Source organism: Saccharothrix texasensis (assembly GCF_003752005.1).
Taxonomy (GTDB): domain Bacteria; phylum Actinomycetota; class Actinomycetes; order Mycobacteriales; family Pseudonocardiaceae; genus Actinosynnema; species Actinosynnema texasense.
This window is the reverse complement of the sequence record NZ_RJKM01000001.1, coordinates 538,820-565,741: the sequence shown is the minus strand read 5'-3', so window position 1 is coordinate 565,741 and position 26,922 is coordinate 538,820. Positions and strand designations below refer to the sequence as shown.

Sequence of the window (26,922 nt, the reverse complement as noted above, 5' to 3'; positions counted from 1 at the left end):
TAGTTCGAACTGGTACTGAGTACCGTACCGCACTTCGTACCGGTGCCGTTATGCTGAGCCCATGCCGGAACGGATGCCGCTGCGCGAGCGCAAGCAACAGCGCGCGCGGGAACAGATCGTGGCGGCGGCGTTCGAGCTGTTCGCCGAACGCGGCTTCGCCGCGGTGACGGTCACCGACATCGCCGAACGGGCCGAAGTGGGCCGCACGACGTTCTTCCGCTACTTCGGCGACAAGCAGGAAGTCGTCTTCTCCGACGAGCAGGCGATCGTCGAGGAGCTGACCGAACGGCACCGGGCGTTGCCACCGGTCACCGACCTGACGGGCGCGGTGGCGCAGCTGCGCGCGGTCGCGACGGACCTGTGCCGGGAGCTGACGGCGGACGGCGAGCACTACCGCATGCACGAACGGCTGCTGCGCGAGAACCCCGAGCTGCGGGATCGCGCGGCGCGCAAGTTCGCCAGGTTGTCGGAGGTCTTCCGCGCCACCTTGCTGGAACGCGGCGCGTCGGCCGAGGTGGCGGTGCTCGCGCCGCAACTGGCACTGGCGTGCTTCACGGCGGGGAACGCGTTGGCGGACGGCGACCCGGAGGCGTTGACCGGGGCGGTGGACGGGACGTTCGCGCGGTTGAGCGAGCTGTCACCCGAGAACTGAACGAGTCCTCGCCGGGGTTGGGGTTCGCACAGGTGAGCGAAAGAGAGTGGGCGGGATCGCCTGAATGCCGGACCCGTGTCGGTGGGATGGGTTAGGTTTCACCTGCCATGCGACTCATCGGACGTGATCATTCAGCTGGGGTGCTGCGCGCGGAGGTCGAGCGGGCGGCCGGTAGTCATGGTGGGTTGGTGCTGGTCGCCGGTGAGGCGGGGATCGGCAAGACGACGTTGGTGACCGGCGCGGCCGAGCAGGCGCGGCGGGTGGGGGCGGTGGTGCTCGGCGGGGCGTGTTGGGACTCCGACAGCGCGCCCGGGTACTGGCCGTGGGTGCAGGTGATCCGGGCGCTGCGGCGGGCGGCGACGGTCCAGGAGTGGGAGTCGGTGGACCCGGGTCCGCTGGCGGTGCTGCTCGGCGAGGCGCCGGCGGAGCACACGCCGGAGAGCTTCCCCTTGTACGACGCGGTGACGACGGCGTTGGTGGCGGTGTCGCAGCACCGGCCCGTGGTGGTCGTGCTGGAGGACCTGCACTGGGCCGACCCGGCGTCGTTGAAGCTGCTGGAGTTCGCGGCGCAGCACACCTGGTTCGAGCGCGTGCTGCTGGTCGGCACCTACCGCGACAACGAGGTGGAGGCCGGGGACCACCCGCTGCGGCCGTTGATGACGCCGTTGCTCAGCCGGGCCGCGACGGTGGCGTTGGCGGGGCTGTCGCCGGTCGAGGTCGGCGAGCTGATGGCGCGGACGGCCGGTCGAGAGCCGGAGCCGGGGTTGGTGGCCGAGGTGCACCTGCGGACCGGCGGGAACCCGTTCTTCGTCGAGCAGACCGCGCGGTTGTGGCACGGGGGTGCGCCGGTGACGGCGATCGCGCCCGGCGTGCGGGACGCGTTGCGGCGGCGGTTGTCGTTGTTGCCCGCGCAGGTCGGCGAGTTGTTGACGACGGCCGCCGTGCTGGGGCACGAGTTCCACCGCAAGGTGCTGGCCGCCACGGCGTCGCTGCCGGTGCCGGCGGTGGACCGGTTGCTCGACCAGGCCGCGCAGGCGCGGCTGGTGCTGGGGCTGGGTGGTGGTCGGTTCTCGTTCGCGCACGACCTGGTGCGTGAGACGCTGTACGGCTCGCTGTCCGATGTGGACGCGCGGCACGCGGCCGTGGTGCGGGCGTTGGACGGCGACCTGGCCGACCAGGTGGCGCCGGTGGAGCTGGCCCGGCACGCGCACCTGGCCGGTGACCGGTTGGCCGCCGACCGGGCGGTGGACCTGATCGTCGCGGCGGCCCGGGACGCGAGTCGCCGGATGGCGGTCGAGGAGGCCGCCGGGCACTACCGGCGGGCGCTGGAGCGGGCCGAGGGCGTCAGGCGGCGCGTCGCGGTGGCGTTGGAGCTCGGCAACGAGCTGTACCACTGCGCCGAGCCCGCCGAGGCCCGTCGGGTCTTCCACGAGGCGGCGGGGTGGGCGCGTGAGCTGGCCGACCCGACGCCGTTCGCCTTCGTCGCGTTGGCGGTGTACCGGTTCGCCGAGGAAGAGGGCCGGGCGGCGGCCTTGGTGCGGGAGGCGTACGCCCGGTTGGTCGGGCCGCCGCCGGACGCGCCGCCGGAGGTGCTGGCCCGGGAGATCAGCTTGCACGCCACCGAGATGGCCCGGGGTGGTGACGATGACGACGCGTTGGCCTCGGGTCTCTGGGCCGTGCACGACACCACGCTGGGGATCGGCAACGCGGAGCAGCGGCTGGCGTTGATCGACGAGCTGCTGACCGTGTCGCGGCGCAGCGGCGACCACACCGTCGAGCACTTCGCCACCTCGTTCCGGTGGGTGGCGCTGGTGGAGCTCGGCGACCCGCGCTACGTCGACCAGGTGCACGCGTTCGTCGCCCTGTCGGAGCGGCTGGGCATGAGCCGGTTCAACTTCTCGGCCGCGATCGACCAGTCGATCATCGCCGTGATGCAGGGCCGGTTCGCCGAGGCGGAGGCGCTGCTGGCCAAGGCGATCGAGCTGGGTGCGAGCAGGCACATCGGGTTCCGGATGATGTACCTGCACCTGCGGTGGGCGTTGTTGCTGCCGCAGGGCAGGTTCGCCGAGCTGGACGAGTTGGCGCCCGAGATTCTCGCGAGCAACTACTCGGTCCCGGGTCTGCCGGCCGGCATCGCCGCCCTCGAGCGTGGTGACGTGGCGACCGCCCGCGTCCACGTCGAGCAGGACGATCGGTCGCAGCCGTACTTCGAGCCGTTGTGGCTGCGGTTCCGGGCCCAGTTCGCCCACGCGGCCGGTGACCGGGAGCTGGCCGCGCGGGTGCGCGAGGAGTTGGCGCCGCACCGGGGCAAGTGGCTGGTGTCGTTGTACGGGTGCGACGTCAGCGGGCCGGTGGACCTGTGGCTCGGTCTGGTGGACCTGGTGCTGGGCCGGTGCGACGAGGCGGTGGCGGAGTTGACGGCGGCGAGGCTGTCGGCGGAGCGGATGCGTGCCCGGCCCTGGGCGGCACGGGCGCGGCAGCACCTGGAGGAGGCGCTGCGGGCGCGGGGCACGCCGGTGCGGGGTGAGCGGACCACGTGCGAGTTCCGGCGTGACGGTGAGGTGTGGGCCTTGTCGTACGACGGCGTCACCGTGCGGGTGCCGGACTCGAAAGGGCTGCGTGACCTGCACGTGCTGCTCGGCAGCCCGGGTGAGCCGGTGGCCGCGGCGGCGTTGCTCGCGCCGGAGGCGGTGGCGTCGGCGCGGTTGGGCGGCGACCCGGTGCTGGACGACGAGGCGAAGTCCCGCTACCGACGCCGGCTGGCGCAGCTGGACGACGAGATCGACCGCGCGTCCGACGACGACCGCGCCGCCGCCCTGGACCGCGAACGCGCCGCCCTGCTGGACGAGCTGCGTGCCGCCGCCGGTCTGGCCGGCCGCACCCGCAGGCTCGGCGACGAGGCCGAACGGGCCCGCAAGACCGTCACCGCCCGCATCCGCGACACCCTGCGCAAACTGGACGCACGCCACCCCGGTCTCGCGGCCCACCTGAGGGAGACCGTCTCGACCGGGGCGACGTGCGTCTACTCGGGACAGGAGAGCTTTCGCCTGTAGGTCACTTGCGGTTGTACAGGCGCATGGTCCAGGCGCCGAAGACGACGGTGAAGACGACACCGTAGCCGAGGGTCCACATCATCGCGTCGCCGTCGAAGCCGCCCGCCATCAGCGCGCGCACGGCCTCGACCAGCTTGCTGATCGGGTTGACGTTGACGAACGCCTGCAACCAGCCCGGCATCGTGGCCGGGTCGACGTAGACGTTGGACAGGAACGTGAGCGGGAACAGGAACAGCATGCTCACGCCCATCACGGACTTCTCGCTGCGCATCAGCAGGCCGAACATCGTCCACACCCAGGAGAACGCGAACGAGAACGCCACCAGCACCGCCACGCCCAGCACGACGCCGACGAACCCGCCGCCGGGCCGGAAGCCCAGGACCAGGCCGACCACCATGATCACGGTGGACGCCAGCACGTACCGCAGCAGGTCGCCCAGGATGTAGCCGACCATCGGCGCGGGCCGCCAGATCGGCAGCGTGCGGAACCGGTCGAAGACGCCCTTCTCGATGTCGGTGTTCACCGCGACGCCCGTGTACATGGTGATCATCACGACGCTGGTCACCGTGATGCCGGGCAGCAGGTACTGGATGTACTCCCCCGGCGACCCGGCCAGCGCGCCGCCGAACAGGTAGGTGAACATCAAGATCATCATGATCGGGAACGCGGTGACGTCGAACAGCTGCTCGGGCACGTGCTTGATCTTGAGCACGGCACGCCAGCCGAACGTGAGCGACGCCGAGAGCGCGCTCGGCCGGTTCGGCCGCGTGGTCTCCAGCAGCACCGCCGCCAGGTCCTCCGCCTTGGGCGCGGGCAGCAGCTCGGCTTCCTTGGTGACGGTCACGCCGCCGCCTCCTTCTTGTCGGTGAGGGCCAGGAAGACCTCGTCCAGGCTGGGCTGGCCGAGGGAGAACGTGTCGACGGTGATGCCCTCGCGGGCGAGCCGGGCCAGCGCCTCGGCGGCCTGCTCGGTGGCCCGGCCGGCCAGCCGCGCGGTCAGCGCGACCGGGTCGTGCTCCAGCTGCACCTCGGCTTCCAGCGCCTCGGCCAGCACCTGCCGCGCCCGGGGGCGTTGGTCGGCGTCACGCAGCCGCAGGTGCACCGCGCCGACCCCGACGGACGCCTTCAGCTCGCCCTTGGTGCCCTCGGCGATCACCTTGCCGTGGTCGATCACGGCGATGCGGGACGCGAGCTGGTCGGCCTCGTCCAGGTACTGCGTGGTCAGCAGCACGGTGGTGCCGTGCGCGACGACCGCGCGGACGATGTCCCACACCTGGTTGCGGCTGCGCGGGTCCAGGCCGGTGGTCGGCTCGTCCAGGAACAGCAGCTTCGGCGTGTTGAGGATGCTCGCCGCGATGTCCAGCCGGCGGCGCATGCCGCCCGAGTAGTGCTTGACCTGCTTGGCCGCCGCCTCGGTCAGGCCGAACGCCTCCAGCAGCTGCCCCGCCCGGGCGCGGGCGTGCGGGCGGGTGTGGCCGAGCAGCCTGCCCAGCAGGACCAGGTTCTCGGTGCCGGTCAGGTCCTCGTCGACGGAGGCGTACTGCCCGGTGAGGCTGACCAGTCGGCGCACGGCGTTCGGATCGGCGCGCACGTCGTGGCCGAACACCCGCGCCTCCCCCGCGTCCGGGCGCAGCAAGGTGGCCAGCACGCGGACCGTCGTGGTCTTGCCCGCGCCGTTCGGGCCGAGCAGGCCGTACACCGTCCCGGCGGGCACGGTCAGGTCTACGCCGTCCACCGCTCGGGTGTCGCCGAAGACCTTGACCAGGCCCGACGTTTCGATGGCGTTCATGAGTTCCCCTTCTTGGTGAGACACAGCTAGGAGACGTAAGGGCGTCGGGCGCGGGCATCCTTGAGGGCCGACGCCCACCACGAGAGCTGGTCGAACATCGCCTCCGCGGCACGGCGGCGGCGCTCGGTGTCGAGCGGTTCGTCCGCGAGCAGGTTCACGCCGACACCCGTTCGCACTGTCATGACGTGCAACTCGGTGAAAACTGTCCGGAGCTGCTCGACGGCGTGGAAGCCCTCGGAGCGGTAGCCGTAGGAGACGAACCCGGCGGGCTTGGCGTGCCACTCGTCGTAGGCGTAGTCGATCGCCTGCTTGAGGGAGGCCGGGAAGCTGCGGTTGTACTCGGCGGTGACGACGACGAACCCGTCCGCGTCGGCCACCTGCCCGGTGAACCGGCGGACCTCGGGCGTCGGCCGGCCCGGGTAGCACGGCGGGAAGTCGTAGTCGGCCAGGTCGAGCACGACCGGCTCGACGTCGTCGCGCCGTTCCGCGACCCGGGCGACCCACCGGCCGATGCCGTCGCCGACGCGCCCTTCACGGGTGCTGCCGATGATCACGGCGATGCGCAGCGGCTCCATGCGCCACCTCCTCTCACAGAGGAGGCGCGAGACGGCCCGCTAGACCGGATCTAGCACCCGCGTGTCCTACCTTCAGAACGCGCGTGTCCTACGTTCGGAACGCGCGTGTCCTACGTTCAGAACGGGTGAGTTGACCGTTCGGAACGCGCGAACTCCACGTTCCCGAGGGCGGGAACGTGGAGTTCGAGGTGTGCGCTGGGGCTAGATGCGGCAGGTGTCGAGGGAGCTGACCAGGATCGCGCGGGCGCCCACGCGCCACAGCTCGTCCATGATGAACGGCGCGTCGTCGCGCGGCACGAGCGAGCGGACGGCCACCCAGCCCTCGCGGGCCAGCGGGGAGACGGTGGGCGACTCGATGCCGGGCACCAGCTTGAAGGCCTCCTCCTGCGCCTCCGCCGGGCAGTCGAAGTCGAGGATCACGTAACGGCGGGCGATCAGCACGCCCTGGAGCCTGCGGTGCAGGATCTCGACGGCGCGCACCGCGTCCGGGGCGTCGGCGACCGTGTCGCCCTGGATCAGCACCGCCTCGGACTTGAGGATCGGCGAGCCGAACGTCTCCAGGCCGGAGGTCTTCAGCGTGATGCCGGTTTCGACCACGTCGGCGATCGCGTCGGCCACGCCGAGTTCCACGGCGGTCTCCACCGCGCCGTCGAGCCGCACGAGGTGCGCCTTCACGCCGAGGTCGGCCAGGTGGTGCTCGACCAGGTTCGGGTAGCTGGTGGCGATCCGCTTGCCCTCCAGGCCGGCGGCGTCGTGGATGCCGCCCGGCTTGGACGCGAAGTAGAACGACGCCCGGCCGAAGCCCAGCGGCAGGATTTCCTTCGCCGACACGGTGGAATCGAGCAGCAGATCACGACCGGTGATGCCGACGTCCAACGACCCCTCGCCCACGTACACCGCGATGTCGCGGGGACGCAGGAAAAAGAACTGCACATCATTTGCCGGGTCCGCCACGATCAGCTCACGGCCGGACCTGTTCACCCGGTAACCAGCTTCGGCCAGCATTTGCGCCGCGGGAGCACTCAACGAGCCCTTGTTGGGCAGGGCGAAGCGAAGAGGAGCCATGGCGCGAAGTCTCCCACACGCGGAGGTGCCTCCCGGTCTCGGGTATGCCCAGGTGTCCCACGGTGTGGAAACCACGCGGTGTGGCGCCGGCGTCACCCGTCCGTGGGTCCCACCAGGTGAACACCGGGGCCGGACCGGTCTATTTATCGCAGTGAATGACGGCAGTCAAACGCATTAGAGAAATCGGCCGACCCGGGTCCGGGCGGTCAATAGCCGGCCCGCCCCGAAAGACCCCGCGATGGCGACCGCGGCGACCAGGAATGCTTTCACCTCGGCCGGGAACGGCAACGGCCGGGCCGCCGCCGCGAGCACGACGAGCACCGGGCCCTGGATGAAGAACGCGGTGAACGCGCCGCGCGAGAGCGCCACCGCCGGCGGGCCGTCCCGGGTGAGCCGCCGTTGCGCCAGGCCGAGCAGCCACACCGACCCGCCGACCACGAGCACGGCCTCCACGACGGCGAACAGCAGCGCCTGCCACCGCCGGCCGCCCAGGGACGGGCCCGCCTGCCCGGCGAGGTCCGACACGCCGAGGGCGACCGCGACCACCGGCACGGACAGGACGGCCAGCGCCGCGACCACCCGGCTGCCGCGCCACATCCGGTCCGGCACCCGCTCGGCCAGGCCGGACCGCGCGCCCACGATCCCCACCCCGAACATGGCGATCAGCTTGGGCCACCACCAGACGTGCAGGTCGCCGACCTGGCCGCTGCGCGCCGGGAACCACAGCCGCCCCACGAACGTGCTCGCCACGACGCCCGCGGTGACCGCGACGAGGTGGCCGCCGGTCGGCACGGCCGGCGTCGCGCGCGGGCGGCCGAACAGCGCGTAGGCGACGGAGAACAGCAGCAGGATCTCGACGAACCACAGCGAGCCGGAGTCGAGCAGCGGGTCGCGGTGCGTGAACACCCACCACGGGGTGACGTCGTGCCCGGCGGCGCGGTAGGCCACCCACAGCGCCGGCGGCCACACCAGCAGCGCCGACAGGGCGAACGGGATGCCGGGGCGGACGAGTCGGTCGCGGACGAACCGGCGGGCGCCCTTGCGCGCCACCGACTCCGGCGTGAACAGGCCGGACAGCAGGTAGAAGGTGCCCATCAGGAACAGCCCGGACGGGCCGAGGACGGCGGCGAGCACGGTCTCGACGTGTCGGCGCGAAGGTGACTTCGTTGACCTCGTCGTACGGCCACCCGCCCACCGCCGAGTACCCGAGCAGCGCGTGCCCGCCGATCACCCGGGCGACGAGCAGCACCTTCAGGTTGTCCACCGCGGCCAGCCGGGACCGCTGCCCCACCTCTGCGGTCATCCTCCCGAGGTAACGGCTCCGTGCGGAAAAAGACCGGCCGAACCGGCGTCACCCGGTCAGGCCGGGTTGGACCACCAGGTGGCGTGCGTGACGGTGGAGAAGCCCAGCGACTCGTACAGCGGCAGGCCCTGCTCGGTGGCGCTGAGGGTCATCGGCAGCGCCGGGAACTCGCCGACCGCCGCGTTGAGCAACGCCCGGCCGACGCCGCGCGAGCGGTGCTCGGGCAGGGTCGCCACCCAGTACAGGCCGGCCACGTCGCCGGTCTCGACGGTCAGGCACGCGCCGGCCACGACGCCGTCACGCCACGCCGTGCGCACCCGGAAGCCCTCGCGGTCCTTCAACGCCAAGGGCAGCGCGGCGCCGGTCGGGAAGCCCGGCAGCGGGAAGCCGTCGACCACGACCCGCTCGGCGACGGCCCACTCGGCGGCCGTGCGCACGGGCTCGACCCTCAGCGCGGGCGGGGGCGCGGGTGAGGGCGGGCGGATCATCACCGGCAGGTGGCGGGCGGTGAGCCCGAGCGCCGTGCCGTCGATCGCGCCGAACGAGTCCTCGACCACGACCCTCGCCTCGGCCCGCTTGACCAGCAGCGCCAGCTCCGCGACGTCGGCCGGGTCGGGGTCCGGCCGCACCACGAGCACCCGCAGCAGGGTCGGCCCGCTCATCGCGAGGAACCCGTCACGGCTGGTCAGGGCGTGCCCGCGGGTGTGGGCGAGGCCGGTCGTCAGGGCAGCGGCGTTGCGCACCGCGAGGCGCAGCGAGGCGGACATGGGCCGAATCTAGTCGGCGCCCCGACCGCGGTCAGGTCCATGTCCGCCTCGCCGCGCGTGCTGCTCACCGTCCGGCGAGCAGCTGGTCGAACGGCACGAACCCGAGGTCGGCGGGCTTGGCGGGCGCCCGGCCGACGAGCAGGTCGGCCAGCTCCCCCGCGGCCCGGTCGACGCGGCCGGGCAGCCCTTCGGCGCCCCAGTCGGACGACGCGGCGTACACGCCGGTCGGCACCACGATCGCCCGCAGGTAGGCGAACAACGGGCGCAGCGCGTGGTCGAGCACCAGCGAGTGCCGCTCGGTGCCGCCGGTCGCGGCGATCAGCACCGGCTTGCCCGCCAACGACTCCGGCTCCAGCACGTCCACGAAGGACTTGAACAGCCCGCTGTAGGACGCGTTGAACGTCGGCGTCACGGCGATCACCGCGTCCGCGCCGACCACCGACTCGACCACGTCGCGCAGCCGGGCGCCCGGGAACCCGGTGACGAGGTTGTCCGCGATGTCGCGCGCCACGTCCCGCAGGTGCACGGTGCGCACCTCCAGGTCGGGCACGAGCCGTTGCGCGGCCTCGGCGAGCCGGGTCGCCAGCAGCTGCGTGGACGACGGCGACCCGAGCCCGGCCTGCACCACCGCGACGGTCGGGTGCGTCATCGTGCGTTCGCCTCCGAGGTGGCCGCCGCGAGCAGGGACCGGTGGGTGGGCGCGTCGGGCACGTCGGCCGGGCGGCCGACCGCGAACTCGCGGCGCAGCGTGGGCACGATCTCGCCGAGCAGGTCCAGCTGCTCCAGCACCGTCTTCAGCGGCAGGCCCGCGTGGTCCATCAGGAACAGCTGGCGCTGGTAGTCGCCGAAGTGCTCGCGGAAGGTCAGCGTCTTGTCGATGACCTCCTGCGGGCTGCCGACGGTCAGCGGGGTCTGCTCGGTGAACTCCTCCAGCGACGGGCCGTGCCCGTACACCGGGGCGTTGTCGAAGTACGGCCGGAACTCGCGGACGGCGTCCTGCGAGTTGCGGCGCATGAACACCTGGCCGCCGAGGCCCACGATCGCCTGGTGCGCGGCGCCGTGACCGTGGTGCTCGTAGCGCTCGCGGTAGAAGGTGATCAGCCGCTGGAAGTGCTCCTTGGGCCAGAAGATGTGGTTGGCGAAGAAGCCGTCGCCGTAGTACGCGGCCTGCTCGGCGATCTGCGGGCTGCGGATCGAGCCGTGCCACACGAACGGCGGCACGTCGTCGAGCGGGCGCGGGGTCGAGGTGAACGACTGCAACGGCGTGCGGTGCTTGCCCTCCCAGTCCACCACGTCCTCCCGCCACAGCTTGCGCAGCAGGGCGTAGTTCTCGATGGCCAGGTCGATGCCGTCGCGGATGTCCTTGCCGAACCACGGGTACACGGGCCCGGTGTTGCCGCGGCCCATGATCAGGTCCACCCGGCCGTCGGCCAGGTGCTGCAGCATCGCGTAGTCCTCGGCGATCTTCACCGGGTCGTTGGTGGTGATCAGCGTGGTGGCGGTGGACAGGATCAACCGCTCGGTGCGCGCCGCGACGTAGCCGAGCATGGTCGTCGGCGACGACGGGACGAACGGCGGGTTGTGGTGCTCGCCGGTCGCGAAGACGTCCAGGCCGACCTCTTCGGCCTTGAGGGCGATGGCGACCATGGCCTTGATGCGCTCGGCCTCGGTCGGCGTCCGCCCCGTCGTGGGGTCGGGCGTCACGTCGCCGACGGTGAAGACACCGAACTGCATGGCCACTCCTCGTTCAGGTAGTTGCGCTTTCAACTAACTGGCACAACGGTACCGGGTCGACGGCTATTCCGGTGTTGTCTGGTGGCGCAGAGCACGCCAAGGTGTGTGTCACGGGTCACCGATGGGGGAGGCACGGCACGGTGGTGCACGGCACTGCGACGCACGGCGCTGGGCACGGCACGGAGCGGCACGAACTGGTGCGCCGCGCCGCGGGGATCGTCCCGGTCCTGCGCGCCCACGCCGCCTGGGGCGACGAGCACCGCAGGCTGCACGAAGGCGCGTTGGAGGCGATGGCCGACGCCGGCGTGCTGCGGCTGCGGGTGCCCGCCGCGCACGGCGGCCACGAAGCCGACCTGGCCACGGTGGTCGGGGTGATCGCCGAACTCGCGCGCGGCGACGGGTCGGCGGCGTGGACGGCGGCGGTGTGGGCCATCTCCACGTGGGTCGTCGGCCAGTTCCCCGAAGACGTGCGGCGCGAGGTGTTCGCCAAACCGGACGTGCGGGTGACCGGCATCCTCAGCCCCACCGCCACGGCCGAACCGGTCGGCGGCGGGGTGCTGGTCAACGGCCGGTGGGCGTTCACCACCGGCGCGCCGCAGAGCCACTGGACCACCAACGCCGCGATGCTGCTGCCCGACCGCGCGCCGGTGGCGCTGGCCATCCCGCTGGTCGACCTCTCGGTCGTGGACGACTGGCACACCACCGGGCTGCGCGCGACCGGCAGCGTGACCACGGTGGCCAAGGACGTGTTCGTGCCCGCCGAACGGGTGCTGCGCCTCGATCCCGTGCTGCGGGCCCACCCGCACGCCGCCGCGCCGATGTTCCGCGCGCCGTTCGTGCCCGCCGCCTGCGCCACGGTCAGCGCGCCCGCCGTCGGCCTGGCCCGGGCCGCGGTCGACGCGGCCCGCGGATCGGCCCCGGCGTCGGGCCTGCGGGAGGCGACGGTGCTCGCCGACGAAGCCGAGTTCCACGCCCGCCGCACCGCCGCCGTCGTCGACCTCAAGGCCGCCGGCGGCGAGGAGTGGACACCCGAGGACCGCGCCGGCGTCCGCCGGGACCTCGGCGAGGCGTGCTTGCGGGCCCGGGACGCGGTCGACGTGCTCGGCGGGGACAGCCCGACGCGACACCGCATCCAGCGCGACGTGCACGCGCTCAACCTGCACGCCATCCTGCACCCCAACGCCAACCTGGAGCGCTACGGCCCGGTGTTCGCGGGCAGCCGGCACGACGGCTGACGACCCAGGCCCCGGCGGTGGCGCGAACGCGCACCACCGCCGAGCCCGCCGGACCGACCGGTCAGTCCCGTTCGACCAGGTGACCGACCACGTCCGGACCGGGGTGGGCGTGACCGGAACCGTCACGGCGCTCGTCCGCCGCCGGCAGCTCCACCGGCGACCCGTTGCGCGCCGCACCCGCCGGCCTCGGCCCCACCCAGGCCAGCGCCAACCCCGTCTCCCCCTTCAGGAACCGGTGCGCCCGCACACCACCCGTCGCCCGGCCCTTCGCCGGGTACGCGGCGAACGGCGTCACCTTCACGCTCTGCCCGGTCGACGTGACCACCATCGGCTCACCGTGCTCGTCGTCGTCCGTGCGCACCGCGCCGAAGAACACCACCCGCGCGTCCGACCCCACGTTGATGCCCGCCATGCCACCACCGCGCAGACCCTGCGGGCGCACCAGCGAAGCCGGGTACCGCAACAGCGACGCCTCCGACGTCACGAACACCAACGTCTCGTCGGCGCCGCTCAACCACGACGCGCCGACCACCTCGTCACCCTCCTTGAGGGTGATCACCTCGAACTCGTCCGACCGCACCGGCCACTCCGGCGCGCACACCTTCACCGTGCCCGACCGCGTGCCCAGCGCCAGCCCCGGCGACTCGGTGTCGGTCAGCGGCGCGATGCCCACGACCCGCTCACCGGCCTCCAGCTCCACCAGCTCACCGGCCGCCATGCCCCCGCTCAACGACACCGTGCCGCTCTGCTCCGGCAACACCGGCAGCGGCAGCACGTCCGTCTTGAACGCCCGACCCCGGTTCGTCACCACCAGCACCTGGCCGCGCGCCGTCGTGTGCACGGTCGCCGCCACGGCGTCGTGCTTGATCCGCCCGTTGCGCCGACGCGCCTCCGACGACTCCTCCGACTCGGCCGCCGTCCGCGCCACCAGGCCCGTCGCGGACAGGATCACCTGGCACGGGTCGTCGGCGACCTCCAGCGGACCGGCGGGCCTCGACGCCGCCAGCACCTCCTTCAGGTCACCGTCGAGCAGCACCGTCCGCCGCTCCTGCTGCAGGTCCTTGGCCACCTTCGCCAGCTCGGTGGACACGACCTTCTTCAACACCGCCGGGTCGTCCAGGATCTTGCTCAGCTCGGCGATCTCGTTGCGCAGCTTCTCCCGCTCCGCCTCCAGCTCCAACGAGTCGTAGCGGGTCAACCGGCGCAACGGCGTGTCCAGGATGTAAGTCGCCTGGATCTCGGAGAGCTCGAACTTCGCCATCAAGCCCTCCTTCGCGGCGGCGGCGTTCTCGCTGCCCCGGATGAGCTTGATCACCTTGTCGATGTCCAGCAGCGCCTTGAGCAGGCCCTCGACCAGGTGCAGCCGGTCCTCGCGCTTGCGCCGCCGGAACCGGGTGCGCCGGGTGACCACCTCGTAGCGGTGCTTGAGGAACACCTCCAGCAGCGCCTTGAGCCCCAACGTCCGCGGCTGGCCCTCCACCAGCACCAGGTTGTTGATGCCGAACGACTGCTCCATCGGCGTGAGCCGGTACAGGTCGGCCAGCAACGCCTGCGGGTTCACCCCGACCTTGCACTCGATCACCACGCGCGTGCCGTTCTCGCGGTCGGTGAGGTCCTTCACGTCGGAGATCCCGGTCAGCCGCTTGGACTTCGTCACCTCGTCGGTGATCTTCTCGATGATCTTCTCCGGGCCCACGCCGTAGGGCAGCTCGGTGACCGTGATCGCCTGCCTGCCCCGGCTGCCCTCCAGCAACCCGGTCTCGACCTTGGCCCGCATCCGCACCACGCCGCGCCCGGTCTCGTACGCCTTGCGCACCTCGTCCAACCCGAGCAGCACACCACCGGTCGGCAGGTCCGGGCCCGGGATGAACTCCATCAGCTTGTCCAGCGTCGCGTCCGGGTGCGTCACCAGGTGCCGCGCCGCCGCCACGACCTCACCCAGGTTGTGCGGGATCATGTTCGTCGCCATCCCGACCGCGATCCCCGACGTGCCGTTGACGAGCAGGTTCGGGAACGCCGCCGGCAGCACCGTCGGCTCCTGCAGCGAGCCGTCGTAGTTGGGCCGGAAGTCGACCGTCTCCTCGTCCAGCTCGCCGACCAGCAACATCGCCGCCGGCGACATCCGGGCCTCGGTGTTGTGGTTGACGAAGCCACCGGCCAGGAACGAGTGGTCGTCGGACTCCACCCGGACCGAGTAGACCTCGGCCGGCTCGCACGCCTCCACCCCGGTCACCGCCTCGAAGCGGTACCCCGAGTCCATGACCGGCAGGATCGTCGCCAGGACCTCGGTGTCCTCGATCCGGTCGATGATCCGCAGGCGCTCGGTCTCCCACCGCTCCACGCGGTCGAAGTTGTGCTGCGTGAGCCACTTCCGGCCGCTGCCGCGGCGATCCGAGTCCAGCGCACCGCGGACGTAGTCGGCCACGAACGGAACGCTGTCCGTGCTCGACCGGTGCGCCCGCAACGGGGAGCGGCGGAGCAGGACGTCCAACTTCGCCTGCTTCGTCCTGAGGAACCCGACGCGTTCCGCGAAGGCGCGGACGTTCCGGAGGCCCGACACCACCAAGCGGTGTTCCACCGAGCCGCTGGAGCGCCGGTACTGGCGACGAGTGGCGATCACGCCGAATTCAGCCAGCAGTTCCTGCAACTGTGCAGCCAGCTTGGCGCTGTAGGTGCTGTACTGGATCGTAAAACTGTTGTCCGCCTCGCGACAACCACCATCACCCTCGAACGCCGCCATCAGGAACGCGCGCTTCACGCCCCAACCGCCGTTCCACACGAACTCAGGAACGAACTTCTCACGGGCCTGGTGACCGATGAATTCCGCGAGCACACTGTTCCGGAAGGCTTCCATGCCGCCGGCGTAGTCCTGGATGTCGATCTCGCGGATCAGCTTCCGGTCCTGACGGGTCTGCCGCTGCGAGACGTACCGCCGGCCGGCGACCACTTGGTCGTACGCGTGCAGCACCTCGCCGAAGAAGTGCTCGTCGGTGTTGTTGAACCCCGCGCGGGTCTCGCTGGCGTAACCCTCCGAGACCCACGCGCCACCGAGCACGCCCAGCATGTACTCCTGCGCCGTGGGCACCACCTGTGACCAGGCATTGCGCGCGACCGCCACGACCGCGCCCGGCTTGACCTCGTCAAGCCGGCGCCACTGGAAGATCGGCACGCCCATCGGGGCTTCCAGGCAGAGCACGAGGTGGTTCTCGCTGCCCCGCACCGAGAAACCGGACTTCGTCGTCATCCGGATCGTCGGGTGCACACCGGAGTTGAACACCTTGTCGACCCGAACGGCCTTGCCGTCCTTGTCCAAAACCTCGAAATCCGCGTCGGCTTCGGAATCCGCCGGAAGATTCACCAAGTCCGCGATGCGCGGACTCGTGCCATCCGCGAGGCGAATTCGAGTATCGCCGACCAAGCAGTACCGACTCGCGGCCGGGCCGTCGTCCGGGCTCCCGAAGTTTCCGTGCCCGTCGACCAGCGGGGTGTTCAGGGAGAAGTCCTGGGCCAGGCGCACCATCGCGTCGTAGATCGCGGTGTCGCCGTGGGGGTGGTACTTGCCCATGCAGTTGTGCACGACGAAGCCGCTCACCACGAACGCGTGCTCCGGGCTCGACACCCGGATGTCGAAGGTCGTGTCCGGCGCGGCCGGTTCGACCGAGACGACGTGCGGGAACGGCTCGTCGGCGGCGTGCCGGGCGTTGCGGATCACCTGGACCAGGCCGTCCTGGCGCGGGCCGACGCCGGTCCAGCGCAGCAGCGCCACGGCCAGCGCGGCGGCGTCACGGCCGGTGACCGCCAGGACCGCCCCGTCACGGAGGGTGCGCACGCCCGCGTCGGCGAGCACGGCGTACTCCGCGTCACCGCCGGGCAGGACGATGTCACGGCCGTCGCGGACGTGACCGGAGGCGATGAACAGGCCCGCGACGAACGGCGTCCACGCCGACCGGTCGCGCAGCACGGCGTCCAGCCGGCCGGTCGCCGCCGCTTCCAGCTCGGTGTGCCGGGCGAAGACGAGGGTGAGCCGGTCGCCGTCCTTCTCCCGGGACACGGTGACGTCGTGCGCGATGGCCCAGCCGTGCGCGATGTCCACGGCGTCGACGTCCGTGGACTCCAGCCGCACCCGCCGGTCGGCGAGCACGTCACCGGACGCGGCCACCAGGCCGAGCACGAACCCGGACGCGTCGCCGTCGGCGAGCAGGTTCGCGTGCCGTTCGGCGCCGAAGCCGGACGTGCGGGAGCCGACGAGGTCGCGGGCGGCGGTCCAGTCGCCGTCGGCCCAGCCGTCCCCGGTGTGGAACCGCTGGCCGGGCGTGACGAGCATCGAGTGGCCGTCGGACCAGGTGACGCGCACCAGCTCCGACACCGGGTTCTCGTAGACGGCGTCGACCTCGACCGGCTCGCCCCGCCCGTCCAGGACGCGGTCGCCGATCTCGAGCTGCTCGATCGGCCGCAGCCCGTCCGGTGTGGAGACGAGCGCGCCGCGCACGAAGCAGTCGCCGACCACGCGGGACGACTTCACGTACGCGCTGGTCGGGCGGTAGCCCTGCTCGTTCATCGAGAACAGGATGCGGCGGTGCACCGGCTTGAGGCCGTCCCGCGCGTCGGGCAGGGCGCGGGAGTGGATCACCGAGTAGGCGTACTCCAGGTAGGAGTCCTCGATCTCGGTGGTCAGGGAGTTGTCGAAGACCTGGGCGCCCGCGCGGTCGAAGGCGGACGGGTCGACCCTGGTCGTGGGGGTCTTGCGGCGTGCCATGGTCGGTCGTTCCCTCGTGTGTCAGGCGGGTCAGATGTCGATCGCGGACTGGTCGACCCGGGCGGAGGACTCGACGAGCCACGCCCGGCGCGGCTCGACCTTCTCGCCCATCAGCAGCTCCAACGCGGCCTCCGCGGCCTCCGCGTCGTGGATGGTGATGCGGCGCACGGAGCGGGTCGCCGGGTTCATCGTGGTCTCCCACAGCTCGTCCGCGTCCATCTCGCCGAGACCCTTGAACCGGGGCACGGGCTTGACCACCGTCTTGCCCGCCTTCTCCAGCCTGGCGACCTTCTGCTCCATCTCGCGCTGGGTGAAGGTGAAGTGGGTCTCCGGGTTGCGGCCCTTGGTCATCACCTTGTGCAGGGGCGGCATCGCGGCGTAGAGCCGCCCGTCCTCGATCACGGGCCGCATGTACTTGGCGAACAGGGTGATCAGCAACGTCCGGATGTGGGACCCGTCGACGTCCGCGTCGGCCATCAGGATGACCCGGCCGTAGCGCATGGTGGTGAGGTCGAACGTCCGCCCGGTGCCCGCGCCGAGGACCTGCACGATGCTGGCGATCTCGACGTTGCGCAGGGTGTCGGCGAGGCTGGCCTTCTGCACGTTGAGGATCTTGCCGCGCAGCGGCAGCAACGCCTGGTACTCCGACACGCGGGCCATGCGCGCGCTGTTGTGCACGAAGACACCGGCTTCGAGCGCGAAGTTGTGATAGCCGTCGACCGTCAGGTCGTAGACGTCGGCGGTCTCGGTGAGCGGTTCGACCGAGGCCACGCTGTGGTTGACGTGGGACGCGGCTTCCCGGAGCCGACCGAGGTCGCCGTCGAAGCCGTCGAGCAAGCGGTCGAACTTCAAGCCTGTGCGGGCGTTGACCAGACGGTCCGCCTCGTACGCCGAGCCGATCTCCGCGTCGGTCGACGACAGCAGCGGTCGCAGTCGCCTGAGCGCTGCGATCCGCCTGCCTTCGACCTGCTTGGCGACGCGGTCGGCCCTCGACACCGTCTCCACGTAACGGCGGCGGCCCGCCTGCGCCTTGGCCAGGTGACCGGTGCCGGAGTCGAGCATCCGCGCCCTCATCCGGGCGGAGTGCCGCTCCCCGAACTCGGGGTGCTCCTGGTGCCAGGCGACGACGGCGGCGCGTTGGCGTTCCCGCTCGGCCGGGTCCGCGAACTGGTCGATCGTGGCCTTCGAGCGCCAAGCCAGCAGGTCCGGGTCCTGCCACTGCGCCAACGACCGCTCACGCCACTGCGCCCGTCGGCCCGGGTCGGCGAAGTACGCCCTGACGCGTTCCGCGGCTTGCGCACGGTGCTCGGGGTGCGCCCAATAGGCCGCTTGCCTCTCGCGCATTCGCTCGGCGTACTCGACGCGCTCGTCGTCGGTGAGCGACGCGTACCAGTTCTGGAATCCCTGCTCGATCCGCCGCCGGAACGCGGGGTCGGCGTTCAGGGCCGCCAACCGCGCCAGGCAGGCTTGCCGGAAGTCCGGGTCCTGCCACTGCGCCGACAGCATCGCCGACTTGAACTCGAGTCCGCCCTCGGCGAGCCAAGCCCGGTAGCCGGCGTGGACGTGCTCACCCATCATCGAGGCGTGCAGGGCGGCATGGTCGTCCCACGTCATCCGGCTGAGGTTGCGCGGGTCGTTGTTGCGCTTGTCGACGTCCACGTGGTGGCGGACGGTGCCGTTCTGGGCGCTGTCACGGCCGTGCCGGAGGTTGTACGCGTCGGCGAGGTAGTGCGTGTAGACCCACTCCTCGCGGTCGTTCATCCAGATCCGCTCGTAGCCGTCGAGCTTGTCGCCCGAGGCCTTGGCCGAGGTCGAGCGGTACAGCGGCATCAACGAATCGCCCGGTTGGAGCTGGTCCGCTCGCCGGTAGGAGCCGTCGCGGAGCCGGAACAAGTGGTCCGGGGTGCAGCGGACGGATTCGCCGCTGTCGAGCGTGACCCGCACCAGCGGCGCGTTCCGCTTGGTCAGCCGGGGCTCTACGAGCGGTGCGACGACGACGCGACCGGCGCGGTTGGTCGTGTAGCCGAAGTGCGTGACACCACGTCCCCAGTCGGCGGTGAGCTGCGCGAAGCTCATCGCACGTCCGGAGGCCAACGCCACCATCGTGTCACCGGTGAAGCAGCCGAGGGCGCTGTCGCCTTCCACCAGAAACAGTTCGCTACGCGAAACACCTGTGGTGCGGCAGTCGACGAGTTTCGCGGGCATCGCGGCGCCTTCGAGGGCCGTCTTGCGGCGGGCGGCGTCCTTCTGCTGCTTCTGGGTCAGGCGGACGCGGGAGGCGTCGACGACCTTCTGCAGGACGACCTTGGCCTCGGCCTTGGTGCGGCGGTCCTCGGTCCAGGCCTTGAGGTGCTTCTCGACGAGGGTGAGCGCCACCTTGGTGATGCCGGCGGTGGAGAGCTCGTCCTTCGTCTGGGAGGTGAACTGCGGTTCGGGGATGCGGACGTGGACGACCGCCGTCATGCCTTCGAGGACGTCGTCCAGGGTCGGCGGGTCTTCCTTGGGCTTGAGCAGGCCCCTGGTCTTGCCGATGGCGTCCTGGACCGACTTGAGCACGGCGCGTTCGAAGCCCCGGCGGTGGGTGCCGCCGTGCACGTTGCGGATGGTGTTGGTGAAGCACTCGACGATGCGCTCGTAGCCGGTGCCCCAGCGCAGCGCGATCTCGACCTCGGCCTGGCGCTCGACCTTGGACCGCATGACGCCGTTCTCGTCGGCCGCGTTCTCGTGGTAGACGCCGGCGCCGGTGATGAGCAGCGTGCCGGTGACCGGCTTGTCGCTGCCGGGCGCGAGGTGGTCGACCATGTCGACGAGGCCGCCCGGGTAGTGGAACGTCTCCTCGCTGGTCGCCTCGTCGGTGGCGACGCGGAGGGTGTAGGTCACGCCGGGCACGAGGAACGCGGTGTTGCGCAGCTTCGTGCGGACGGCCTCGACGTCGAGCGCGGCGCCGTTCTCGAAGTAGCGGGCGTCGTACCAGTAGCGGGTGGACGTGCCGGTGCGCTTGGTGCGGCCGGTGACGCGCAGGCCGGACTGGCGGGTGAAGCCGGCCTCGGGGCCGGGGCCGTCGAACACGCCGGGGACGCCGTGCGCGAACGACATCTCGTGCGTCTTGCCCTCGCGGCGGACGGTGACGTCGTAGCGGAGCGACAGGGCGTTCACGGCGGACGCGCCGACGCCGTGCAGGCCGCCGGAGGTCTTGTAGCCGGAGCCGCCGAACTTGCCGCCGGCGTGCAGCCGGGTGAGGACGAGCTCGACGCCGGAGAGGCCGGACTTGGCGTGGGTGCCGGTGGGGATGCCGCGGCCGTCGTCGTCGACCTGGACGCTGCCGTCGGCGTGCAGGGTGACGACGATCTTGGTGGCGTGGCCGGCCACGCCCTCGTCGGTGGAGTTGTCGACCACCTCGGTGAACAGGTGGTTGATGCCCCGGCTGTCGGTGGACCCGATGTACATGCCGGGGCGCTTGCGCACTGCCTCCAGACCCTCCAGGTGGGTCAGGTCGTCGGCCCCGTACAGGATCTCAGCGGTCACCGGGTCGTTCTCCCCAGGTCGTGGCGTGTGTCGAGCGGCGTTCACGGTAGCCGAGCGAGGCGGGCGACCCGCGCGGTCCCCGGTGACCGGATACGGTCGGGCACGTCGTCGGTGTGGTGCACCCGTGATCTTGTCATACTCGAACACAGGTTCGAACATGGAATCACAACGGAGCAGGCGGGCCCCGGGAGTTCCCGGCGTGCCGGGTACCCGGCGCAGGTCCGGTCCACGCGTGGGGCGGGCGTGGGTGGTCGCGGCGGTGCTCGGCGGCGTGCCGTCGACCGCGCACGCGCTGTGGACCGGTGGTGACGTTCTGCGGTCGACGCGGGCGGCGGCGTCCTTGCTGGGCGGCACGGGTGTGATCCGCGGCGCGGTCGCCCACCTCGGCGTGTCGGCGTGCTGGGTGGCGGTGCCGGCGGCCGTGGACCGGCGGTGGCCGCTGGACGCGCGCACGGGCGCGGTGGCCGGCGCGGTGATCGCGGTGGTGGACCTGGAGCTGGTCGGACGGTGGTTCCCGGCGGTCCGGGAGTTGCCCCGGGCGGCGCAGTGGGCGGACCACGTGGCGTTCGGGGCGCTGGTCGGAGCCGCCCTCAGGTCCACAGTGGACGAGCGTGGGGCACCGCGCCCACACTCGTTCGGGTGACATCCGCGTAGAGTGCGGGCGTTCCCGCGCAGTCGTGCCTGGAGGTGATCGGGCGCCTTGATGTTCCGACGTGCCGCACCGAAGGAGCGTGCCCCGCAGGTGGAGCCGGTGGTCGAACGAGAGCCCGTCGCGCCGCCACCGGCGCCCGCACCCGCGCCGGCGCAGTTCTCGGCCTCGTTCGCCGGGGCGACGCTGGTGGTCGGGCCGCCCGGTGGCGCGAGCCCCGCCGCGGTCGCGCTCGGCCGGAGCCTGCCGGTCGACCGCGGTCGCACGGTGGTCGTCGTCGAGCCGCCCGGTGGCGACGAGACGTCGTTCTGGCCCGCCGTGGCCGCCGCGCTGCACGGCCGGGGGCCGGTGCGGCTGATGACCGCGCACTCCGGGTCGATGCGGCCGACGGCGCCCGCGCAGTGGCTGAGCGAGCAGTTGCAGGCGGAGGTGGTGGCGCCGGACGGCGCGGTCACCACGGTGCCGGGCGCGGCGTTCGTCGCGGGCAACGGCGGGTACGGCTGCTGGCTGCGGTTCCTGCCGGGCGCGTCGCCGGTGCCGATGGGCCGGCGGTTCCCGGTGCCGAACTGGGAGGCGGTCGACCCGAACACGCCGTGGCCGACGGGCGAGGTGGGCATCTCCGAGCCGATCCCGGCGGGGTTGTGGCTGCGGGCGCAACGCGCGCAGTTCGACCCGCAGGCGCCGGACGCGCGGGCGGTGATCGGGTTGCCGTGCCGGGACAACGTGCTGACCGTCGTGGTCGGCGGGCCCGGCCAGCCGCCCATCCCGACCGACGAGGTGTGCCGCCTGCTGGGCGGGCTGCCGTCGGTGGCGCGGTCGCGGGTGCGGCTGGTCTGGTACGGCGGCGAGCACCAGGCGCAGGCGGTGGCCGACCAGCTCGGTGAGCCGATCTCGCTGTACACGGGGCTGCCGGTGGGTTCGGTGCGCAGCGGCGCGGCCGTGGTGGCGGTGAACCCGCGCGGTCAGCAGACGTGGCGGCCGTACGTGACCGAGGTCCGTCACGCGCCGGGTGGCGCGCCGGTCGTCTCGGGCTACCGGGTGCCGGTGCAGGGGCTGGTGGAACGCGGACCGGGCATCTTCGACCTGGGCGGCGGCGTGGTGCTGGAGGTCGTGCCGTCCGGGCTGTGGGTGCGCGACGCGGAGGACAACGGGCCGGAGGTGCGGTCGCTGCCGGTGGACCCGGAGTGGGCCCGGCTGACCGTCGGCTCGCCCGGCCGCACGACCGCGGGCGCGGTCGCGGTGGCGGGCGCGTCGCTGGTGGAACGGCTGGAGCCGGAGGTGCGGCGGCTGCTGAAGGTCGTGTTCTGCGACCCGTCGCCGATGCCGCGTCCGCCGGTGGCCGAGGAACCGCCGCCGCCCGTGACGGCCGACGAGCCGGTGCCGCTGAGCGTGGACGGCCCGCTGGCGGACACCCCGGCGCCGGTGTGGGGCGAGCAGCTGGGCGAGGAGGTCGTGCCGGTCGACCACCGCAGCACGGAGCCGGAGCGCGACGCGCTGCGCCGGATGCTGGGCGAGCGGTACGGCGAGCACGCGGCGGTGGCGTGCCGGCACATCGTCGAGCGGCCGGACGACCCGGAGGCGTTCGAGGCGGTGGTGACGGACCTCGCGGCGGTGTCGGCGTGCTTGCGCAACGACGAGGAGGTCCTGGTCGAGGCGCTGCGCAGCGGGAAGCTGGGCCGGTTGTGGCCGTACGCGGCGTCGGTGGTGTCGGGGCTGCGGCGGCTGCCGACGCACCGGGGCGTGACGGTGTGCTGGGGTGACGCGCGCCGGTTCCGGACCGGTGACGTGCTGGTGGAGCACGGTCTGCTCAACACCGTGGCGGGGCCGGAGGTGCCGGTCGACGGGCGGGTCGAGTTCCTGCTGTGGTCGGCGACGGGTCGGCGGGTGTCGGTGGTCGACTCGTTCGGCAGCGTGATCCAGGAGCGGGTGCTGTTCGCGCCGGGCACGGCGTTCAAGGTGCTCGCGGTGGTGGAGGCGGAGGAGTCGGCGCCGATGCAGGTCATGGCGCAGGAGGTGGTGGGTCGGCACCACGAGCTGCCGCCGGGTGTGCTGGGCAGCCTGGAACGGGCGGCGATCGCCCTGCGCGACCACGCCCGCGCCACGGCGTGAGCGGCGGTCTCGGCAGGTCGGGGCCGGCGGGCCGGGTGTAGGCGGGTGGGCAGGCGGGGCCGGCGGCGGTGCGGGTCGACGGTCTCGGCAGGCGCGGTTCAGTAGGCGACGGCCCGGTCCGCGAACCCCGCCGCGGGAGCGGTGCCCGCCGAGGCCGGGTAGGAGATGCGGTCGAGGACGCCGTCGGACGTGTAGCGCTGGGCCGGTGCGGCGGCCAGCTGGTCGAGCCACACCGTCGAGCCGTACCGCGCGTCCTCGCCGGTCGGGTCCTGTGAACGGATGCGCGGCGTGCGCGCCGGGTCGAAGTCCGCCGCGTACGGGGACGGCGCCGGGCCCGCGCCCACCATCAGCACGCACGCGTAGTCGTACGACGTGCCCTCGGAGCCGCCGCGCCGGGCGAGCGCGCCGTTGCCGGGGATCGCGCCGAACGGCAGCGCCAGGCTGGACACCGGGTAGTCGGGCAGGGCCCGCTGGATCTCCCGCTGCCCGGCCGCGATCGCCTCCTGCACTCCCCCGTCGTCGGCCAGGGAGAGGTTGGTGTGGTCGCGGGTGTGGTTGCCGATCTCGAAGCCGTGGTCGCGCAGCCAGCGCAGGGCGGCGCCGTCCGGCGACCCGAACGGCCCGGCGTTGACGTACAGGCTCGCCACCGGCCGGAAGCCGGGGTGCCGCGCGGCGACGTCCAGCAGGATCGCGATGGCCGTGCCCGCGGCCGGCTTCCCCTCGGCGTCGAGCGCGAACTGGGTCGCGTCGCCGTCGTCGAAGGTCAGCACGACGGGGTGCGCGCCGGCCGGGAGGTCGACGCGCCCGGTCGCGTACTCGGCGGTGGTCACCGGGACGTAGCCCTCGGCGGCGAGCCGTTCCAGCTCGGCGCGGAACGCCGCCGGGGTCCGGTCGTAGACGGACGCGGGCTGCTCGACGAGCCGGTGGTACATCAGGATCGGCACCTGGCCGAGCTCGTTCGCGCCCACCGCTGCCGGATCGGGCGGTGTGGCGGAGGATGGCGGGGCGGACGAGGGGGGTGCGGGCAGCTGCGCGGCGGCCTCGCCGGGCGGCACCGCCCCGGGTTGGCCGGCGCAGCCGCAGCACAGGGCCGCGACGAGCGCCAGGGCGGTCCGGACCCGCGTCGACGTGGTGTTCACGGTCGCATGGTTCCGCGCCGGAGCCGGGTCGACACGGTGGTACACCCCATCGGATGACCTCGGGTTTGGTGCCCGGCCGCCCGGTCAAGTCGCTGGTGACCGATGCCCCGCCCAGATCGGAGACACTCGATGTCGGATTCGCCCCGGAAGCTCAAGCGCGTGCTGATCCCGGTCGTCGGCTTCGTGGTGCTGCTGCTGGTCGCCGGGGTCGTCACGACGATCGTGCACGGGCGCGGGGTGGGCCTCGCCGTGGCGGAACTGGGCGACGGCACCGCTGTCACTCCTTCGGGTGTAGAGCGCGTGTCCATCACCACCGCGGAGGTCAGTGGGCTCGACCGTGTCACCGTGCACGTGGACGGACAGCCGGTGGAAGCGCGACGCGCCGACGGCCGCATGACGTTGACCGGGGTCAAGCTCGCCGAGGGCAGGCACACGCTGTCCGTGCGGGCGGCCAACCCGCTGCCCTGGATGCCGGACGTGGAGGTGCAGCGCGAGTTCACGGTCGACGCCACACCGCCCGCGCTGAAGGTGGACGTGGCCGAGGCCGAGTCGCCGCGCGGCCCGGTGACGGTGAAGGGCAGCGCGGACGGCGCGGACGAGGTGCTGGTGGGCGACCAGCGGGTGCCGGTGCGCGACGGGAAGTTCGAGGCCTCGCTGGCGTCGGCGGCCACCAGCGTCCGGGTCGAGGCCAGCGACGCCGCCGGCAACGCGCAGCGCCAGGACGTCGCGGTGAAGGTCACCCACCCCGGGATGCGCGGGGTGCACATGAGCGCCGCCGCGTGGGCCACGGCGTCGTTGCGCGACCCGGTGCTGGCGATGGCGCGCGAGGGCCGCATCGACACCGTGCAGCTCGACATCAAGGACGAGAGCGGCGAGATCGGCTACGACTCGCAGGTGCCGCTGGCCAGGCAGATCGGGGCGACCCGCAACTACTACGACGCCCGCGCGGCGGTGCAGGAGCTGCACGGGCTGGGGCTGCGGGTGGTCGGCAGGCTGGTGGCGTTCCGCGACCCGGTGCTCGGCAAGGCGTCGTGGGACTCGGGCGCGCGCGACCGGGTCGCGCAGAACACGGCCGGCGCGCCCTGGTCGGCGCACTACGGCGAGTACGCGTTCACCAACTTCGCCAACCCGGACGTGCGGGCCTACAACATCGCGATCGCCGAGGAGGCCGCGTCGCTGGGCTTCGACGACATCCTCTACGACTACGTGCGGCGGCCGGACGGCCCGATCGGGCAGATGGTGTTCCCCGGCCTGACCACCAGCCCCGAGCAGTCCATCGTGGACTTCCTGAAGGACAACCGGGCCGCGGTCCGGCCGCTGGGCGCGTACCTGGGCGCGTCGGTGTTCGGCATCGCCGCGCACAGCCCGGTGGACGTGGCGCAGGACATCCCGGCCATCTCGGCGCACGTGGACTACGTCGCGCCGATGGTCTACCCGTCGCACTGGGGTCCGGGCGAGTACGGCGTGGACAACCCGAACGCGCAGCCCTACGAGATCGTGCGGGCGTCGGTCGCGGACTTCGTCCGGTTGACCGGTGACAGCGGCGCGACGGTGATCCCGTGGTTGCAGGCGTTCTCGCTGGGTCACGCGTACGGCCCGGCCGAGGTGCAGGCGCAGGTGCGGGCCACCGCGGAGGCGGGCGCGCCGTCGTTCCTGCTGTGGAACGCCGCCTGCGCGTACGGCTCGGCCGGCTTGGAGCCGGCGTGAAACCCGTCGCCGCGGTGCCCTACCTGGCCGGTGTCTGCCTGGCGGCGGCGACGGTGGTGGCGCTGGACGTCGGGTTGGAGGCCCGGCCCGCGACGGTGACGTGGCCCCCGTCCGGTGTCGTGCCGGCCACGTCCGCGCCCGCGCCCTCGTCGCAGCGCGGCGCGCCGACGGTCGACTCGCTGCGCTCCGGCGCGGACCTGCCGGCCGGTCCGGCGTTCCCGGAGCAGGGCGCGGGCACGTGGCACGTCGTGCCGCCGCCGGGTTCGGCCCGCGCCTCGGGCATCGCGTACTCGGTCGAGGTCGAGGACGGGGTGGTGCTGCCGCACGGCGACGACTCGTTCGCGGCCGTGGTCGACCACGTGCTGCGGCACCCCCGCGGGTGGGCGGGCAGGCACGCGTTCCGGCGGGTGGGCGGCGACGTGGAGCCGGAGCTGCGGATCCGGCTGACCTCGCAGCGCACCGCGCGGTCGCTGTGCGGGTTCGAGCTGCCCTACGACACGTCGTGCCGGGTCGGGTCGACGGTGCACCTCAGCTCGGCGCGCTGGTTCCGGGGCGCGCACACCTACGGCGAGGACCTGCGCGGCTACCGGGTCTACGCGGTCAACCACGAGGTCGGGCACTTCCTCGGCCTCGGCCACGAGGTGTGCCCGGCGGACGGCTCGCCGGCGCCGGTGATGATGCAGCAGACGTTGAGCGTGGACAACGACGGGTTGGCGTCGATCACGACAGGCAGCGACCAGGGTGTCGCGATCGTCCCGGACGGCAAGTCGTGCACGCCGAACCCGTGGCCGTGACGGTCGGGCCGAGGCGCGGCCGGCAGGGCCGGGAGCAGCAGGGCCGGGAGGGGCACGGCCACCGTCGCGTG

17 protein-coding genes and 3 pseudogenes are annotated in these 26,922 nt (G+C 72.4%); 7 read left to right on the top strand and 13 right to left on the bottom strand.

All coding sequences use genetic code 11. From position 1 onward, the window contains the following. Positions 1 to 61: 61 nt before the first annotated feature. Positions 62 to 652, top strand: a complete 591-nt coding sequence (locus EDD40_RS02210; protein WP_123741409.1) for a TetR/AcrR family transcriptional regulator — start codon at positions 62 to 64, stop codon at positions 650 to 652. Positions 653 to 759: 107 nt separating this feature from the next. Further along, the gene (locus tag EDD40_RS02205; RefSeq protein WP_123741408.1) at positions 760 to 3,705 is read left to right on the top strand and encodes an ATP-binding protein; all 2,946 of its coding nucleotides are present in this window, start codon (positions 760 to 762) and stop codon (positions 3,703 to 3,705) included. Between the two features lies 1 nt (position 3,706). Here the strand turns inward: EDD40_RS02205 and EDD40_RS02200 are convergent, their stop codons facing one another. The 8 genes from EDD40_RS02200 to EDD40_RS02165 all read right to left on the bottom strand — a co-directional run bounded on the left by EDD40_RS02200 (position 3,707) and on the right by EDD40_RS02165 (position 10,937). Further along, the gene (locus tag EDD40_RS02200) at positions 3,707 to 4,549 is read right to left on the bottom strand and encodes an ABC transporter permease (protein ID WP_123741407.1); all 843 of its coding nucleotides are present in this window, start codon (positions 4,547 to 4,549) and stop codon (positions 3,707 to 3,709) included. Continuing rightward, positions 4,546 to 5,493, bottom strand: coding sequence for an ATP-binding cassette domain-containing protein (locus EDD40_RS02195; RefSeq protein ID WP_123741406.1), 948 nt, complete (start codon positions 5,491 to 5,493; stop codon positions 4,546 to 4,548). Before EDD40_RS02195 ends, EDD40_RS02200 begins: the two co-directional genes overlap by 4 nt. Before the next feature lie 26 nt (positions 5,494 to 5,519). After that, the gene (locus EDD40_RS02190) at positions 5,520 to 6,068 is read right to left on the bottom strand and encodes an NADPH-dependent FMN reductase (RefSeq protein WP_123741405.1); all 549 of its coding nucleotides are present in this window, start codon (positions 6,066 to 6,068) and stop codon (positions 5,520 to 5,522) included. Between the two features lie 201 nt (positions 6,069 to 6,269). Then, a complete protein-coding gene (gene hisG, locus EDD40_RS02185; RefSeq protein WP_123741404.1) occupies positions 6,270 to 7,133 on the bottom strand; it encodes an ATP phosphoribosyltransferase in 864 nt (287 codons plus the stop codon). A gap of 174 nt (positions 7,134 to 7,307) precedes the next feature. Continuing rightward, complete coding sequence (locus tag EDD40_RS02180) at positions 7,308 to 8,267, bottom strand: acyltransferase family protein (RefSeq protein WP_123741403.1); 960 nt, start codon at positions 8,265 to 8,267, stop codon at positions 7,308 to 7,310. A gap of 225 nt (positions 8,268 to 8,492) precedes the next feature. Then, the gene (locus tag EDD40_RS02175; protein WP_123741402.1) at positions 8,493 to 9,203 is read right to left on the bottom strand and encodes a GNAT family N-acetyltransferase; all 711 of its coding nucleotides are present in this window, start codon (positions 9,201 to 9,203) and stop codon (positions 8,493 to 8,495) included. Positions 9,204 to 9,267: 64 nt separating this feature from the next. Beyond that, positions 9,268 to 9,852: an FMN reductase gene (locus EDD40_RS02170; protein ID WP_123741401.1), complete on the bottom strand. Its 585-nt coding sequence runs from the start codon at positions 9,850 to 9,852 to the stop codon at positions 9,268 to 9,270. Further along, positions 9,849 to 10,937: an LLM class flavin-dependent oxidoreductase gene (locus tag EDD40_RS02165; protein ID WP_123741400.1), complete on the bottom strand. Its 1,089-nt coding sequence runs from the start codon at positions 10,935 to 10,937 to the stop codon at positions 9,849 to 9,851. Before EDD40_RS02165 ends, EDD40_RS02170 begins: the two co-directional genes overlap by 4 nt. 140 nt (positions 10,938 to 11,077) lie before the next feature. Here EDD40_RS02165 and EDD40_RS02160 point away from each other — a divergent pair, with 140 nt between their 5' ends. Continuing rightward, positions 11,078 to 12,172: an acyl-CoA dehydrogenase family protein gene (locus EDD40_RS02160; protein WP_246037345.1), complete on the top strand. Its 1,095-nt coding sequence runs from the start codon at positions 11,078 to 11,080 to the stop codon at positions 12,170 to 12,172. A gap of 61 nt (positions 12,173 to 12,233) precedes the next feature. On the opposite strand, the pseudogene EDD40_RS44730 reads toward EDD40_RS02160, so the two are convergent. The 4 genes and pseudogenes from EDD40_RS44730 to EDD40_RS44965 form a co-directional block, all read right to left on the bottom strand. Beyond that, a pseudogene (locus EDD40_RS44730) lies at positions 12,234 to 14,309 on the bottom strand (DNA gyrase subunit A); the annotation flags it as partial. Positions 14,310 to 14,699: 390 nt separating this feature from the next. After that, a pseudogene (locus tag EDD40_RS44725) lies at positions 14,700 to 15,581 on the bottom strand (LAGLIDADG family homing endonuclease); the annotation flags it as partial. A 12-nt stretch (positions 15,582 to 15,593) separates the two neighbouring features. After that, a pseudogene (locus EDD40_RS44720) lies at positions 15,594 to 16,928 on the bottom strand (DNA gyrase subunit A); the annotation flags it as partial. Between the two features lie 30 nt (positions 16,929 to 16,958). Then, a complete protein-coding gene (locus EDD40_RS44965; protein WP_123741398.1) occupies positions 16,959 to 20,453 on the bottom strand; it encodes an ATP-binding protein in 3,495 nt (1,164 codons plus the stop codon). 232 nt (positions 20,454 to 20,685) lie between these two features. On the opposite strand from EDD40_RS44965, the gene EDD40_RS44210 reads away from it, so the two are divergent. Beyond that, positions 20,686 to 21,096 carry a hypothetical protein gene (locus EDD40_RS44210; protein ID WP_123741397.1) on the top strand — a complete coding sequence of 137 codons (411 nt, stop codon included), beginning with the start codon at positions 20,686 to 20,688 and terminating at the stop codon, positions 21,094 to 21,096. A 108-nt stretch (positions 21,097 to 21,204) separates the two neighbouring features. After that, positions 21,205 to 23,211 carry a hypothetical protein gene (locus EDD40_RS02140; protein WP_246037344.1) on the top strand — a complete coding sequence of 669 codons (2,007 nt, stop codon included), beginning with the start codon at positions 21,205 to 21,207 and terminating at the stop codon, positions 23,209 to 23,211. Positions 23,212 to 23,309: 98 nt separating this feature from the next. On the opposite strand, the gene EDD40_RS02135 is transcribed toward EDD40_RS02140, so the two are convergent. After that, positions 23,310 to 24,350: a polysaccharide deacetylase family protein gene (locus EDD40_RS02135; protein WP_246037343.1), complete on the bottom strand. Its 1,041-nt coding sequence runs from the start codon at positions 24,348 to 24,350 to the stop codon at positions 23,310 to 23,312. Positions 24,351 to 24,479: 129 nt separating this feature from the next. On the opposite strand from EDD40_RS02135, the gene EDD40_RS02130 reads away from it, so the two are divergent. Next, positions 24,480 to 26,057 (top strand): putative glycoside hydrolase, encoded by a 1,578-nt coding sequence (locus EDD40_RS02130; RefSeq protein WP_123741395.1) that lies wholly within the window; start codon positions 24,480 to 24,482, stop codon positions 26,055 to 26,057. Continuing rightward, complete coding sequence (locus EDD40_RS02125) at positions 26,054 to 26,851, top strand: DUF3152 domain-containing protein (protein WP_123747681.1); 798 nt, start codon at positions 26,054 to 26,056, stop codon at positions 26,849 to 26,851. The genes EDD40_RS02130 and EDD40_RS02125 overlap by 4 nt, the downstream gene beginning before the upstream one ends. The last annotated feature ends 71 nt before the right edge of the window (positions 26,852 to 26,922 follow it).

Bases quoted from the DNA above. Each gene is read 5' to 3' on its own strand.
- EDD40_RS02210 (WP_123741409.1), top strand. From the start codon at position 62: ATGCCGGAACGGATGCCGCTGCGCGAGCGCAAGCAACAGCGCGCGCGG.
- EDD40_RS02205 (WP_123741408.1), top strand. From the start codon at position 760: ATGCGACTCATCGGACGTGATCATTCAGCTGGGGTGCTGCGCGCGGAG.
- EDD40_RS02195 (WP_123741406.1), bottom strand. From the start codon at position 5,493: ATGAACGCCATCGAAACGTCGGGCCTGGTCAAGGTCTTCGGCGACACC.
- EDD40_RS02190 (WP_123741405.1), bottom strand. From the start codon at position 6,068: ATGGAGCCGCTGCGCATCGCCGTGATCATCGGCAGCACCCGTGAAGGG.
- hisG (WP_123741404.1), bottom strand. From the start codon at position 7,133: ATGGCTCCTCTTCGCTTCGCCCTGCCCAACAAGGGCTCGTTGAGTGCT.
- EDD40_RS02175 (WP_123741402.1), bottom strand. From the start codon at position 9,203: ATGTCCGCCTCGCTGCGCCTCGCGGTGCGCAACGCCGCTGCCCTGACG.
- EDD40_RS02170 (WP_123741401.1), bottom strand. From the start codon at position 9,852: ATGACGCACCCGACCGTCGCGGTGGTGCAGGCCGGGCTCGGGTCGCCG.
- EDD40_RS02165 (WP_123741400.1), bottom strand. From the start codon at position 10,937: ATGCAGTTCGGTGTCTTCACCGTCGGCGACGTGACGCCCGACCCCACG.
- EDD40_RS02130 (WP_123741395.1), top strand. From the start codon at position 24,480: ATGTCGGATTCGCCCCGGAAGCTCAAGCGCGTGCTGATCCCGGTCGTC.